This is a genomic window from Paenibacillus sp. FSL M7-0134 (genome assembly GCF_038007865.1).
Lineage (GTDB): Bacteria > Bacillota > Bacilli > Paenibacillales > Paenibacillaceae > Paenibacillus > Paenibacillus polymyxa_B.
This window is the reverse complement of record NZ_JBBOXV010000002.1, coordinates 2001310-2016998: the sequence shown is the minus strand read 5'-3', so window position 1 is coordinate 2016998 and position 15689 is coordinate 2001310. Positions and strand designations below refer to the sequence as shown.

Annotated in this window: 11 protein-coding genes; all 11 read right to left on the bottom strand. The window is 46.9% G+C overall.

Annotation, left to right across the window (positions count from 1 at the left end; all coding sequences use genetic code 11):
• Window positions 1-8: 8 nt before the first annotated feature.
• On the bottom strand, window positions 9-479 hold the full coding sequence (locus NSQ58_RS24865) for a hypothetical protein (RefSeq protein ID WP_341058378.1): 471 nt from the start codon (window positions 477-479) through the stop codon (window positions 9-11).
• Between the two features lie 95 nt (window positions 480-574).
• Window positions 575-724: a 50S ribosomal protein L33 gene (gene rpmG / locus NSQ58_RS24860; protein ID WP_007430271.1), complete on the bottom strand. Its 150-nt coding sequence runs from the start codon at window positions 722-724 to the stop codon at window positions 575-577.
• Between the two features lie 68 nt (window positions 725-792).
• Entirely contained in the window at window positions 793-1362 is a 570-nt protein-coding gene (locus NSQ58_RS24855) for a hypothetical protein (protein ID WP_053325330.1), read from the bottom strand.
• Window positions 1363-1442: 80 nt separating this feature from the next.
• Window positions 1443-2825, bottom strand: coding sequence for an MFS transporter (locus NSQ58_RS24850; RefSeq protein ID WP_028542356.1), 1383 nt, complete (start codon window positions 2823-2825; stop codon window positions 1443-1445).
• A gap of 93 nt (window positions 2826-2918) precedes the next feature.
• Entirely contained in the window at window positions 2919-3386 is a 468-nt protein-coding gene (locus NSQ58_RS24845) for a MarR family winged helix-turn-helix transcriptional regulator (protein WP_023988393.1), read from the bottom strand.
• A 229-nt stretch (window positions 3387-3615) separates the two neighbouring features.
• Window positions 3616-6624: a GAP1-N2 domain-containing protein gene (locus NSQ58_RS24840; protein WP_341058376.1), complete on the bottom strand. Its 3009-nt coding sequence runs from the start codon at window positions 6622-6624 to the stop codon at window positions 3616-3618.
• Complete coding sequence (locus NSQ58_RS24835; protein WP_023988391.1) at window positions 6621-7886, bottom strand: TRAFAC clade GTPase domain-containing protein; 1266 nt, start codon at window positions 7884-7886, stop codon at window positions 6621-6623. The genes NSQ58_RS24840 and NSQ58_RS24835 overlap by 4 nt, the downstream gene beginning before the upstream one ends.
• 16 nt (window positions 7887-7902) lie before the next feature.
• On the bottom strand, window positions 7903-8556 hold the full coding sequence (locus tag NSQ58_RS24830) for a beta-mannanase (protein ID WP_068940786.1): 654 nt from the start codon (window positions 8554-8556) through the stop codon (window positions 7903-7905).
• A gap of 18 nt (window positions 8557-8574) precedes the next feature.
• Window positions 8575-9864, bottom strand: a complete 1290-nt coding sequence (locus tag NSQ58_RS24825; protein WP_023988389.1) for a vWA domain-containing protein — start codon at window positions 9862-9864, stop codon at window positions 8575-8577.
• Between the two features lie 46 nt (window positions 9865-9910).
• Window positions 9911-12277, bottom strand: a complete 2367-nt coding sequence (locus NSQ58_RS24820) for a transcription initiation factor TFIID (RefSeq protein WP_053325327.1) — start codon at window positions 12275-12277, stop codon at window positions 9911-9913.
• Between the two features lie 3 nt (window positions 12278-12280).
• On the bottom strand, window positions 12281-15670 hold the full coding sequence (locus NSQ58_RS24815; RefSeq protein ID WP_053325326.1) for a tubulin-like doman-containing protein: 3390 nt from the start codon (window positions 15668-15670) through the stop codon (window positions 12281-12283).
• Window positions 15671-15689 lie beyond the last annotated feature (19 nt).

Sequence of the window (15689 nt, the reverse complement as noted above, 5' to 3'; positions counted from 1 at the left end):
CTAATCTTTCATATAGTTTTAGTTTCAAACTCAAACGTACTGGCGCAATACTCCATCAGTTGGCAAAAGGAACGGTTATGTCCCAGAAAAAAAGACGACAGATCATAACGGTTGCGCTCAAGCTCGTAAACGACAAGCAAACGATGCCGCATATATCGCATCGCCCATTGCACGAACGCTCCGGATCTTTCGTCAGCCTTCATCGTTATATAAGCATATAGTGAATGGTCCTCCGGCTCGTCCCAAATGCTGACACCAGCACAGGAGAACTCGGTAGCCACGTGCTTTCGATTCAAAAGGCAAAGCGTGCCATGTAGCTCGGCATCTATCATACAGCCTTGAAAAAAAGCCGATTTCTTAGGTGCAAGCTTTAACTTTGGACGCTCTGTCCACTGGACTAATTCAAGTTTTCGCCGGTTCCATAACGCAGGCTTTTGCAAACTTAACACGATTTCTTCATCGTTAACTGGAGAGATCATGCCGCAGCTCCTTTCATGAAGCCCTATATTCATTAGAATTACAGGCTCCGTTCAGGATGCAGGATCATTCAGGTTGCTATATAGCAAGCCTCAAATTATCTAGTTTCACGATGGATCGTGTACTTTTTCAGACGCGGAGAGTATTTTTTCATTTCAAGACGCTCCGGATGATTTCTTTTGTTCTTGGTTGTTGTATAGTTGCGATCACCGGATTCGGTGCATGCCAAGGTAACAATTACGCGCATTTCTCTTCCTCCTTAATTGGAATACATGGTATACAATTACAATAGTAATTTTTACGATTAGTTCTATTCTATAATTCATGCTCCGCTTTGTCAACCTTAGAGTCACGGTTTGTCGCTTCTTCTACCGTGTTCCAGCGATTACGGTACTGTGCAAGCTTCGGATGAAGTTCCTGGGGTTCGCTCGAAAGCAGCAATCTGACATTTCTAATCCATTCTCCAAACGATGCATAGGAAGCGCACAAATTTGCAGTTTCAGGACTCATGTACAAAAAAAGTGGGGTCGTATACTTTTCCGCCAAAAAACGGATGGCTGCTTCAATCGGCGTATACTTTTTACGCTTACCTTCCCAACTCTCAATCACAACAGCACTCAAAGCCTGCTCCCGCTGCCACTCTCCCAGCTCGTCCACCCGCTTGTAATACGAACGTACCGGCTGCTTCCACATTCTTCTGACGGTTTCTTCATGTAGCGGATACAGCACCAGCTTTGTAAAAGATAATGCAGCCCCCGTTTCGGCAAAAAGCTCTAGCTCTCTGGCTGTAATCTGCTCAAACGTATCATAGTAGACCATGGTCCCTTTATGCGTCTCGATCGGAGGCTCATAACCATAGGGCACATATTGAAGGTTTCTTGTCATGCTGGACACTCCGTCCTTCCATAGATGAACTTTTCCTTCTATATTATACCCTTGTTTTGGCATGAGTTTGCATCAAATGTTTATCCTTGTTCAACAGCAGGCGTATTACGGCGTGAACCCCTTCGGAATTGCAACGCATAAAGTCCCATCGTCACAAGCGCAATCAGTGCAAGCACCGTAAAAATATTGCTAAAATTGAACACCTGCACATTAGATACGACAGGATTCAAATGAAAGGACGACGAACTATCCAGCGTTTTGCCCAAAATACTTGTCGTGATCGCTCCGGCAATGAAATTCAGCAGAGATAGCAGCCCCATTCCAACACCAATCTGGTCTTTCGACAAGGTACGAGAAATCGTGTTGGACATGGCAATTTGCATGAAGGTCTGACCTACGTTTCCGAAAATAAGCAAAAATAAAATCAGATACGGAGATGCACCCACAAACGTAGACAAGCTGATAAAACAGATGAACAAAAGCGATACAGCTGTATAGACGAGAAACGAATTTCCTTTACTATCCGCCAAACGCCCCCCTCTTTTACCCAATAGAGCCGAAGCAATAGCAGCCGGAAACATAACCAGTCCAATTATTGCCGGCGTAAGCTGATTGAGACTGTTCAGAAACTGCGGTGCCAAGTACGGCAATCCAAAGCTAATCCCCGTCCCTAAAAAAGCGATAAGGAGCCCGTATGAATATTGCTTGTTACGGAACAGCTTCGGCTGGATGAATGGATCATGCGCAGTGTTAATGCGCCATATAAACAGTGCAAATAACACCATACCGAGCAGAAAAAACATCATATTGGTTTGCGAAATCGAAAGTAACAAGAAGGCTACTGTTCCACCCAGCAATAATCCACCAAGAAAATCGAACTTCTGATCCTCTCCACGCTGATCGTCCAAATATTTACGAAAGAACGGCAATGCGATCAGTGGCAGCATGGAAATGACGAACAAAAAACGCCAGCTTGCAAAGCCTGTGATCAAACCGGAAATAATCGGAGCCAGTGCAGTACCTAACGCCAAGCCGATTGCTGTGACACCCAAAGCACGTCCTCTTTTTTCAGCCGAGAAATAACGGACTGGGACGATCATAGCAGTTGCCGGAATAACAGCAGCCCCTGCAGCCTGAAGCAAACGAGCTACAATGAGCATCCAAAATTGATTGGCCAACAGTCCAATAAGCGAACCCAGTGCAAAAAAGATAATCCCAAACGTCAGCAAATCCTTAAGACGATATTTATCTGCCAATTTGCCGTAGGTCACTGAACCAACCGCATACACAATCATATAGCCAGTCAGCAACCAACTTACATCGGAAGCACTAATATGAAACTCCTCCCGAATCACAGGCATAACGACATTAAACATAAAAGCGTTCATCACTGAAAAAACAAGTGTGAAAGCCAACACACGCATAAGCTTATCCGCATTGGGATAAGTTTGTTCATTTATCATTTGGTTTTCTCCCTCTCCTGTAAACCTCTTATCTAAGATCGTATTTCACTGCTTTTGAATATCCCTATCCGGGCAAACTCTCTATATATCCGCTCAAACGCGGGTGTTCGCATAACGGTAATCGTGGAGAATTTTTTTAAGCAGGCCGCGCAGCGTCTCCGATTCTCCGACAGATAACGTTTCACCTACCGAGCTTTTAATTGCCTCAATGGTACGTTCAGCTGTCTTGTGAATCTCCAAACCTTCCTCAGTCAAATAGATTTGCTTCATTCGTGCATCTTCCGGGTGACTTTTGCGTACTGCCCAGTTTTTCTTAACGATCCCGTTAACCAGGCTGGTAACGCTTGATTTATCAATAAGCAATAGCTTTTCCAAATCCGTATTGGTGACTCCAGGCGACATCGCCAGTATATAGAGCGTCTGCGATTGTGGGGAGGTGAGCCCCAAAGGGCGCAGTGCTGTTTCAATTTCGCGCCGGACGGTAGTGAAAATCCATTTAATTAAATACATCGTGCTCTCTTCCTCCCAAGGAAGACAAACGGGATACACCTCACTTCCCATCTCACTACTAACCTCCATAGCTATCTAATTTTAATAGTTTGAATTCCAACTAATTTTAATCAGCTGCCTACTTGGTGTCAATACTTTCGTAAAATGATGTTTTATTAGATAAGGTGAATTTCAAATTACGAATTCATCCTTTATGTAAATATAGGCATAATAAAAGACGAGTCCTTGAAGGAAACCCGTCTTTTACTTCATTCATCATTCATTTCTGTTTTATAGTTGCTTAGTCTGCAGTTTTCACTTGAACTAGCGGATATTCTTCTCCATCAACGGTAACCGTACTAGCATCATTCAGCTCCAGCCGTTGCCAAATGGTCAACAGCGTACGATAAGGATACTTCTTCAGATCATACTCCGATGGTGCGTCAGTGTCTGTGTTGGTTCCATTACCACTACCCTCAGTAGAAATCTCTGAAGTCGAGCCTCCGTCCGTATTGTCTGTCACTGCTCCAGACTGATCGCCGCTTTTTCCGCTGGATGTACCACCACGAGCTGTGGAACTACTGTCCGTGGATTGTCCATCTGCTGTTGTGCTTTTTGTAGTGGGATTCCCAATGTTTACGTCACTGGATGGATCATTGTTCGCTTTAATGGCTGCTTCCTTGTCGTTCTGTTCAGCAAGCGTAAAATTTTCGTATAAGTGCTCCTGTTGATCCGCCCCGACAATGACGAGCTTCTTCGGCTTAAATTCTGCCTGCTCTGTCGATGTCTGAAACGCAAACAACAGCTTGACCATTTTCGTAGTGGACTTGGTATTAGGCACATGTGTCACTATGGCCGTAGGCTCCTCTTTTACGGGCACTGTAGGCTCTACAGGCTGTTGTACAGGCTTCGGGGCAGCAACAGGCGCAGGTGTGTCACCAGATCCGATCACCCCGGTTGCTTTAAGGCCACCTAGCGTACCTGCAATGACAATCAGCACAATCCCGGAAATCACCCCGCCTTTACGGAAACGACGAAGTGTTTTGACCAACGGCGTGTCCGTCTCCCGCTTTGCTGCCAAATAGAAATTTTTAAAAGCAGGCTTTGCAGGTTCAAAATATTGACGCCACAGCGTTTTTTTGTGCAATCCCTCTCGTCCTTCCTTTTGGAAGAATAGAAGTAGCGCACGTCGATACGCCGGTTCGAAACCGCCACGTGGAGTAGCAAACTCGGGGTGTTCCTCCGACCATCGGATAAAGCGGTACATCGTATCGTTATCCTTTGCCCATTTTCGGATCGAACTGACCAGGCGAGCGAAGTCCAATATTCCTTCTCCCGGCCCGTCAGAACGATAGAAAGCAGGCAACAGACGGGCAAAATGGCCTTCCGCAAGCTGCTGGGGCAGCCAGCCATAAGCCCAATCCTGTACCTTTTCTACTTCGCCAGGCTCCAGGCCCTCCAGCACCGCCGGTTCCGGTTCCTCCGTATTAAACCAATCGTAAGCCGCAATCAATCGCACTGCTTGTCCCTTGAGAGGAGCAGGCAGCTTTCCAACCCACTGCACCAAATCGGGCCGTGTGAAAAATGGAATCTGTACGACCTGATCGGGTGATATTTCTTTTAGCTCTACTTCGGTAAGTAAATACCGATCCGACGCTTCCTGCAAGCGCTCTGTCAATCCAGATTGCTCCAGCGGGGACAGTTTGCCTACGGCAGAGCTGCTGTCCCATTGACGCAAGCGTTGGTGAATGGCAGCCACAGCCTCTACTGGTTTTCTTTCGGCACGCAGTCTGCCCATCAGCGCAGATTCTGCCAAAAGCTGAAAATCGGCATTCGCCGACACTTCGATATACCGACTGCCCCATTCGTGCACAACAGCCAGCAGTCCCTTGGCATCCGGTGTTCTTTTCATCTGACTGTCCATGTAGGGAATGAACAGCATTTTTGTAAGTGCTGGATTACCCAACACTTTCGTAAAATATGCCTTGCCTAATGATGGATTTTCTTCAATCGTATGATAAATATACGTAACTGCTTCCGTATTTCTGGCAGTATAAGCATTGTTTAGCGAACGGATTAAATATTCCACCAACCGATTTTCGCTGCTGCGTGCATGAACTTTATAATAGTCCTTGAAACTATCGACTAGACCTACGTCTGGAATATATCCATCCTTCACCCGATCAAATTCATGATCAAAAAACGACAGAAACAGATCATTCAGCCTCATTTTACGTGGCAGCGCATCGGGTGGCGATAAATAATCAGTCAAGCTTCGTAACACAGCGATTCGTTGTTCGTTGTATAATGCCCGCTCTCCCTGCTCAATTCTGTACAACGTAATGAGCTCATGATAGCTGGATGGCGTCAAATCACGCCCGGCCTCCATATCTGTCAGCATTTGCTCGGCAAATTTGAAGAAATCGTCCGGCGTCTCACCATTCAGCAACGTACGAACAATCCAGTCAAAATACGGCTGTCTCACCTGCTCTGCATCCACATTAAGTATTCGACTATGGTTAGACAGGTCAAATACAAAGTCCTTTTCCACATTCCGATCACCGGGACGCAAACTAAAAGGCTCAACGAACATCAAGTGAATGCCTTTTCTGCTGTTCGGTTCCTGTGCATATGTAAGAAATCCGAGTCTGTTACGAAATGCATAAGGCAGTGCCGCATACAGCACACCCAGTAGCTGCTTGGCTGAAGATCCGACCGCTTCTACAGGAACATTCAGCGCTACATATACCTTTTTGCGACCTGCTGCGGACATCATGACTGCGTATAAAAGCTGTTTGAACACTTCTTCGCTCAGCTGTAATTGAGTCAGCACTGTAGACGGGTCAACAGCCGGAAATACACTTCCACCCGGTAGACGCTCCAATTCCGACAAATCCGTTCCCTGCTCAATATCATAGGTATCAACAAAGGATGTGTTCAGCCACTGCTTATAGTCAGACGGAGATTCACCATGTCCGGCTGGAATCACATAGTTGTGCGTGAAAAAGGCGCTCCGCAGCCCAGTAAAATCCGCGGCCTTATAAATACTGCGGCCAAGCACTACATCCCCGGACTCCGTCCGTACCAGATGTATAGCTTCCGGATAGACGCTTTCCTGTTTCTCACCACGCGCCGTCAAAGCAGCAGGCGCATCATATACACATAAGGGATGGAGCACCTTTTTAATAAAAGAAGCATCCAATCCTTTGGAATTAGCCACTGTATCGAAGCCTTCCGTAGAACGGAAAATACCACGCCGTTCCCGTGTGTACATCTGCTGTTGTATTAAATGAGAGGTAGAATAACTCACTGTGATTCTCTCCCCTCAATGTACTTCAACTTATAAAGCAGCCAAATGAATGGCTCATCCACACGGATCGGACTAACCAACCCTTGCAGCTTTTGCTCCACCGGATTGCTACCCAGCGCGGAAACTGCGAAATAGGCCGTATCCGTAAAATATACATCCATCGTGCCCTTGAACGGCTTATCCACCTTTTCGATGAAGCGTCGAACTTCGCCATCAATGTTCGCGAACTCATCCAAATCCATATATTTGCGATGCTCCATCGGATTAAAAATATTGCTGTTCGTCTTGATGTATGTGCCTTCTTCATCTGCCAACGCAGTAAGCATATCACTTTTGGTCAGGACGACAGCGGTCGGAATGTCCGTTTTCCCTTTTTCCTGATAAGCGATAAAATCGCCGAACATCGTAAGTACGACATCACGCGGTTCATCATATTGCGAGACCCATTCACCCGGCTTATCGCCAAGGTTAATCTTAATGCGCTCCCGAATAGAGCGGATTTGCAGTGGATCGACCATAAAGAGAATACCTGCAGAATTCTTAATATGCTGTCCATGCAGTCCCAGATAGTCCTGATCTACCATTCCCTCACCGGCGACATCAAAAAATACCAGCGTCAGTGGCGGCTTTTCCTCATCCTTAAATACAAACTGGAAGATAAAAGGCTCCTGCATCTTTTCTTTTTGTGTCGATGTAAGCAGATCCCCTCGTTCAAATAGGGGTTCCTCATACATGGTGCGGAACTTTCGGCTGATCTCTGCATTGAGCGGCATGCAAGCCGCGTCAAAATGATCGGCCGTAACATGCTGCAACGTGTGAATCAGTGAGGTCATATAAACAGATTTCCCCGCCTGCGAAGCTCCAATGATCGAAATGATATTGCTAGGCACCTTACCCGCGGTCACGGGCAGTTCGTTATGGCAGTGCGGGCACAGTCGGTGACGCGTCAGCTCGCCATAACGGTCCGTCAGTCCTGTCAGTACATGATCAGAATACAATCGATGTTCCTCAGGGACATCATGGGGATGCAAAATCGCCTCCATATCATGCACACTGTCCAAACCAAAACGCTCCCGATATTTGTTCAACAGCTCATCTTCACCCAAAGCGTAGTCCTCGTCATCTTCACGGTGATGAGAAGCACGGAATACCACTTCCTCCGGGGAAAATTTACTAAAGCAATAAGGGCACACAATATCATAAAATAACGGCCTTGGCGCTGCCTGTGGCTTTCTTCTGAATAAATTGCTAAGAAAACTCATCGGTTGCGGCCTCCTTTCATTCAGGGACTAATTCATATACCGTGCCATATTTCTGGCCATCCGTAAAAAACAGCCGCACATATTCATCTCCCCCCACTTCAACAGAGGGTAAAACATTCCGTCCCGCGGCAAAAGGTGCCGTGAACGGATACAAGGTTCCATCGTCCCGGTCTGCTGGATAACCCCCGCGCTTCTTCACGTAGCAAAGCGCCTCTTGCGGGACAGGAACTTCGGCTGTCACCTGAATCTGGACGGTTTTGCGGCTGCGAAACCAGCTTTTTTTATGGTGAACTGCATATCTGATTTTAGCCCTCCCCGTGCTCAACTCCAGTTGGTTGGCTCCGTCTTGCTGACGGATCACGTAAGTGTCTCCATCCTCCCGAACAGCTGGATATACGATATACCGCACGCGTCCAATGCCTTCAATTCGGTCACGATAGCTGCCAGCAGCCTTATACTCCTCGCGTGTAAAAAGTTTTAGGCTTGAAAAAGGCGGTAAAACTTCACCTTCATTTTGCCCATTCACACCTGCATCGGCTGATTGTTTCGCAATATATACCACGGCTGCGCCCTCAGGCCACTGCCAGCGTAACACAACCCGGTTGTCATCAATTTTGTGGCTCAGCTCCGAAATAATAGGATCACCGGGCTGTGCTTCCCTATACTGCATAAGTTCCAGCCTCCCGTTCTAAAATCCACTGCTGCGTCGATTGCGCGTCGGGGCTTCCGGTGCCCCTCTCCGGCGTCCTGATGGCGCACCCTGACTTCCTCCACCGGAAGATCGGCGAGTATTTTCCGCAATCGGCAGAACAAGCGAAAAGACAGCAATAAGGGCTGCCAGTACGAGCGCTGCCACCAAACGAATCATCAAGTCGCCTATAGGCGAGCCAGATAGTCCCTTTTCCAAAATAAAACCAGCGAGCAAGCCTGCCGGGACTCCTCCAATCGCAAAATTCCGTGCGAGAAAACGGTTATCGAACATCAGCCCAAGAGCCAATCCCAATAAAGCGCCGATAATGACCAGCGCCGTTACGCGATAAATGGCAAAATACAGACTGTCGGCATACTCACCTGTCCGCTCCGTTACCAGTGTGCGATCACCGATTTTGTTATATATTTTTCCGAACGCCTGAGTAAGTCCTTGGGCATTGGCTACATTAGAATAAGTTCCGCCCGTCAGGTCAGCAATATTTTGCAATAAGGCTATACCATCCGACTCTGCCAGTTTCAGCCCGATCGTATTAATCGGAATCTGGCGGGCGATATAAGGAGCCAATGCTGTCTGGGTATCCAGATCGCTAAAGCCATCAGAGAGCATGATAACGAGAGAACCTTTTTCTGCATTACCTTGGGTTTCAATCTCTTTGATCGTCTCGTCCAAAGCAAGCCCGATCTCTGTACCGCCTGACATTATAGTCTGCATACTATCGATTTTGGAATAAACCGCTTGCTTCTCTGCATCTGTGCCAATGGGAGTAAATGGCTGAACCAACTGCGCAGCAGATTCAAATGAAACAATGGCTACCCGCTTGTCTCCATCCATTTGGCCAATCAGACTCTTGGCAGCCGTTAGGCGCTCATTATCGGGATCTGTTTGCTGCATACTCCCGGAATTATCAATCACAAGCACGAGGTCCTGTACGCTCTTGCGCCCTTCAGGGTTAACCTGATAGCCCAACTCCAATAGCAGACCTGCCACGAACAACATCACTAGTGTAGCAGGCACCAGTAACTTCCAGGATAACCCGGAGTAGCGCTGCCGCCATGAATGCCCATTTAACTGTGGCGAAATTAGTTCGCCAATCAGACAACCTAGGCCAATGCACAGTGCCATGATGCCAAAATACAGCCCAATCACGACGATATGCGGCCAGTGCCCTATCAATTTGTGAAGAATAAGCTCTCCCAAGATGAAGCCTACTACAGCACCCAACAAGCCGAACAGTAATAGGAGAACGTTAAATTTACGTTGCTTCATAAGAATCGTTGCTTCCTTCCATCATTAAAGTAGGATTAATATGTGGCTACCGCAATTCCGGCAACCGGTCCACGTCGATTCCGTGAAACACGAAACCATTCGCAGTATATGTCTCATAATACGTTTTGCCGTTGCGGTAAACCATCAGATCCTCCAGATGGAAGCCGCCCATCAAATGCAGCTTTTCCACCCCGCTGCTGCGACGCTCATGTACAAAACCCAACTTGTAAATACGCGAAGTAATGTCCACATCCATCGCATAAGGAAGAAATTCGCCTTCGTAGTCACCAAAGAAGTACTTTTCTTCATACCGATGCTCATGGGTATAGTCGAGCAAACGTACGTTAATTCCACCATGTTCCTCTAACGTTTGATACAGTTTCTTAAACAGCTCATCCTTCGGAACGACCAGCCGATTTTCATATGCAGCAGCTACATTGGCACGCCGCAATAATTCTTCTTCGAAGGTCTGATTAAACGGCTGTGAACTGAGAATCAAGGTTCGACAGGTCTGCGTAAGTCGATCCACCAATGCGGACAGGCCCCCGTCCAGCAATCCGGATACAGGCCCCATATGCCGGGTATCAAAGAATATAGATTTTCCCCGCTTGCTTTCCAACTCACGCATGACATCCTCCGTCACACGCTCGTAATACTCGAACAGGTTTTGACCTGTGTAACTATCAGCCTGCCGAATACTATCCGTTGCAGCTTGATGCAGTTCACGCTCCAGGCTGGAAAGCTGTACTGTAATATGCTTCGCCTGTGCATGCCATTTTTCTAGTGCCAGTTCATAGCGACGAAGCAGCTCCAAATCGGCTTGAATTCGCAGCATGTGCAGTTTGTGCCCGTAAACCGTCTCGGTCAGGTAACGAATCAAGCTGCGCACATTATGCTTATCCATGAGTGGCAGTCGTTGAAAAGGCTGGTCCTCCACCTGACCGCTATACAGGGTGTCCAGTTCAGCGGTACTAATCTGCAAGTCATTGGACGTATCCCGAATCAGCCCCCGAATGGCCGTAAGCACATTTCCTGTTTTATTTTCATCCGTCCAGTCTGTCAACTCGAATAAGCCGATTTCAGGATATTCCTTGGAAGCTGCATTCACAGCCAACTGCAGACCTGATTCCGCCTGAAAATCTCCCAACCGTTTGTGCATAATCCGTTCACAGTTATCGCGGAAAAAGGCTTCGCAGCCCTGACCGAACAAGGCTCCCTCCGCCTCACGTAATGTCATTCGCTTCAAGGAGCCGTAGCTGGCTCCGCTGGTCATCAGTGCGCTCATGTCCGTGATCGCCTCATTACCAGGAACGAGATCATTTCGCGTGCGACCGCGCTCAGCAGCATCTAAACCAAAATAATTCAGCTTATCGCGTATGTCCCACTCCTGCTCTGTTCTCATACGCTCTAGCAGCTTCACATAAAAATGATACAGCACCGTAAGTGCGATTGACTGGTTAGGGCGGTTGACTCGGGAAAATCCAGCCGACACATAACCCTGCCGCCCGGATTCCGTCATGATGTTGTTTTTAAACGATGTATTGTTGTATCCCCCATCCTGTGACCGATAGGAATCTCCTGCCTGATAGCGGTTTTTAAGAAGCTGAATGTGGCAAATGATGTCACAGCTTTCCCGCAGGCTATTCGGCACCGTTACGCCGCGTTCGTTCTTGTCGGACAGCACATAGACGAGATCGAACAACGGTGATGGAGCATGGGATACTGGAATGGTCAATTTGTCCTCAGTCATATGAAGCGGTGCCGTAAACGTATACTCTGGACTCTGGATATAGTCCAGCTCCCGCATAAAAGCAACGGACGTTGCACTACTGTAGCCGAATTGGACAGCCTGATCGCTTTCATTCACCAACACATACAGATCCATTTGTACCGATTTAAAAGACTGTGCAAAAATATACTCCGCCAACAGCGTAATTTCAGGGATTAATACGTTCATGGGGTCATCCGCTGTCGTCAAAATCGACAAATGAACACGCTCGAACGAAGAATACAACCGACCGTAATCTGCCAGATGTCCACTAGCCCGGCGCAACGCGGTGTTAAGCTCAATTAGCTGCGATTCATGTGTATAAAAAGCCTGGTGCAAGTCACGGCGTATCGTTTGGTGGCCACTTTCCTCCGGTACCGCTATCGTATGAACAATAGCATCCACCGAACGATCTACAGCCGCATGTTCTTCCTGCGAGCGGATCTGAATATACGTTACTCCCGTGCTGTTATCCCACTTGGTCCGGTTGATATCTGCAATGGTGTTCATCACCGGGTTCATGCGATCACCGATAAAAAGAAACACGGACGGGAAATGGATGCTACTGCGTCCATCTCCGCTTCCGATTAATTGGTCCTCTGCGACTGCATAGTCAGCCGCATAACGTAACAGCTGCTCTCTCATACTTTACTTCAACTTTCTGCGGATGTCGTTTAATTTTCCAGCCATTTGAGCATAGAATGCATAAAGTTCCGCTCCGTTAGCCAGCTCCACCTTTTCATATTCCAATTGATTGCGGGCCTCTGTGTAAATCGCAGCCAGTTCGTCCAGCTTCGACAGCAATGGTGTAATATCCTCAGATGAAGTCAATACAGCATCACGGCGATCCGCCTTGCGCATTAGAGCAGCAAATTTCTTTTCTTCCAAACCGCGGAAGTTTGTAAACACTTCAAACTCCACATAATTACGGCTCTTCATGACATTGGCAAACGGCTCCCAAGCCTCTTCCTCTTCGTCGCGATCATAGACGTACAAAGCACCTTTTTTCGTAATCGTGTCCGTATAGAGTGCCTGAATGAACTGATCCAGCCATTTTTCTTCATCCTGATATTTGCCCAGCAAAGCTTCCAATTCAGCGGCTTTCGCTTCAATTTGTGTATATTTCGCCAGTTCTTCACGAACCACCTGTGTTAATTCTGGTGAACGGATCAGGTTTTCCTTCGCCATCTCTTCATTGATGCTGCCAAAGATGTCCTTGCTTCCGGCCTGCTCCAGCCCTTCAGCCAGCAGACGTTTCAACTCAGACCATGCTCTTTTTACTTCACCCAAATTCGGCTTGGATTCCTGCAAGCGCATATCGTAGCCTGCCAGCATCGCATTCAGATCTAGCGCATGTGAACGGATTACAGTGAAGCGGCTGCTCGTATTCTGATCGACATCCTTTTCCCGAATCACGCCAAGTGACTTGGCACGGTCAAAATCATTACGAATGCGGGCATTGTAAGCTTGCACACGCGAATTGACGTAAGTTTCGCCCCATGACTTTTCAGGAATCGGCGACGGCAGATTAGTCCAATTGTTCTGACCTGTTTGCACCAGATGACGGCCAATACCTTCGCGGTCAAGAATCGTTTTTTCATAGCTTTCTTCATACACTTTGAGCGGCGTATATACAAACAGAGGAACACCATTACGCGTATTGAGCCAGAAAATCCGGTTACGAACTTCACTCTCTTTAATAGTAAAATGTGATTTGCCAATTGCATTATTTTGATAATTGCGAACGCCTTTCAGGATATTAGGCGACTGTACAGGTACTGAAACGAATCCCCATGATGGGAAGTACAAGTTGCCAGAGCTATTGCTCAGATGGAACACAGGTACAGCTTCCTCATCCAGTTTACTCGCAATGTAGCGCTCCACAAATTTTTCAATGGCTTCATCTTGCCCGTATTTCATGACGAGGAAATCCTCCATGGAACGGGTAATGAGATCACCGAACTTATCAGTCAAGAAATTGGAGATTGAGCTGATGATGTCCATATCCTGATCCTTCACCCATTGATCTGAATTTTCGAGCAATTCTTGGGCAAAATCACGAATCAAATCATCACCGTTGCGGTTGTCCAGCAGCTTGGTCACAACTTCAGAAATATCCGGTACACTTACCAGATTCCAATAGTACGTTTTATTACCTTTGTGATCGGACTGTTCCTCGCCGTTAATCAGCAGATCGCCATTCTTCTCGAAAATTGCGCTCAATGCGTTCAAAATTTCAGTAAATACATTATAAATGCGGCTATTTTCCTTGTTCAACAGGTCATACAGGTCTTCATAAAATTCAATGAGCTGCTCTGTACGTTCCACATCAGCCCGCAGCCAATATTCGTTAATTTTCGCTTCAATGTACGCATTTTTCTTTTTATCCTTGGACACAAACGCGCTCTTGGCATCGCCCAGCTTTTCGTTCGCCTGCTCACGCGCCCATTCAATGTCCGTTGGAATACGGTGCAGTGATTCACGCAACGTCTCAACATATGACAGCAGCATTTTCAGCAAGCTAAATCCTTTTTCAGTATAAATCATGCGGGATACATAAAACGGCCCTTGCTCAGGATGCAGAAACATCCGGCGGATTTGGTCCGTAAACTGTCCTGTAATTTCGCCAGGAAGCTGTTTCTTCGCTTTGATATACTCTTCGCGGGCACGCGTCAGGAACGTTTGCTCCAGCTCGGTGTCCATATTGACAACTTGCATTTTAACAACATTGCTATAACTCAACCGTTCACTGTTTTCAAAGCCCGGAAGCGGCTCAGGTACACGGGATTCAAAGTTTTTGATCATGCTATCCAGATCCACGCCCAGCTTGCGGGCAAACTTCTCTACATCCTCTTGATTTGGCGATTGCTCAAACATTTTGGACATTTTGCCAAACATTCGATAGGCCAGATATGTCGTCATTTCCTCCATTGGCAGTACCGCCGAGGAAGCCCCGATAATATTGTAATCGTAGTTTGCCGGATAGGCCTTATTCATTTGTGCGATGTTGGTACGGATATTGCTGATATAGTCATGAATGGCAAACTCTTCACCTGACTGTTTTTCCTCACTCGCCATAAAGTTGGTGATGTTCTCGGCGGTGACATTCATGCAGTAATCATAAGCATTTTCCAACAGCTTGCCTTCCGTATTCGTGGCCGAAATGAGATGACACAGATTAAACGGCGGAAGCGGCGAGTTCACGGTCAAAATATTTCCGTACTGCTGTTTAAAGCGTTCACCACGGCTGTCTACATTCATCCAATAGTCCAGTTCTTTCAGTGCAGCATAGCCGTTCTTTTTAATATATTCACGTGTATGCTCGCTCAGGCTTTTGTTCGCTAAATTAATATCCGGTGTAAACAGATAACCTAATGTATTTACACGGTCTACACCTGCAGAGCCATAGTCACGCTCAATAATTCCTCGGACGATATATGAGATATCGAGGAAAGTACCGCTTCCTGTACCGCCGGACAAACCGGACAGCAGGAACACCATAAGCTTCTTGTTGGTGCCTTCAGACAAGGTTTTGATTTTTTTGTCAATGCTTTGTACGACCTGATTGATTTTGGTGAACAGCAGTAATCGTCCTGCCTGACGTACCCCTGCCGCCCCGTTCATACCATCGGTAATGCTCAGCTCTGGAGACAGCCAATCGGTAATGTACGGCTCAAGAATGCTGCGGTTTTGCAGCAATCCGCCGATTTCCGCATTGGATAGCAATACAAACTCATTGATGGGGTCCAAACCAATCCCCTTGTATTTTTTGTTACGGTCTTGTTCATTCGTTTCAAAAGCGAGAAATTCCACATTGTCCGGTTTATCGCTCTTTTTCTTGGAGATCGGATCTGCTGGAAGCTTGAATCTGCGGTTAATTTGATATTTCAAGCGGAGAAGGGCATCAATTCCCGTGCCTCCGAGTCCGATAATTAAAATAGGATTATCAATAGTATCAACTCTGATCTTATCGCTTACGATCCCCCCGCCGAGTGATACGTCTAATTGTTGGATATGCTCTCTAACTACTGGTTTCATAGATATGACCTCCTAAGGG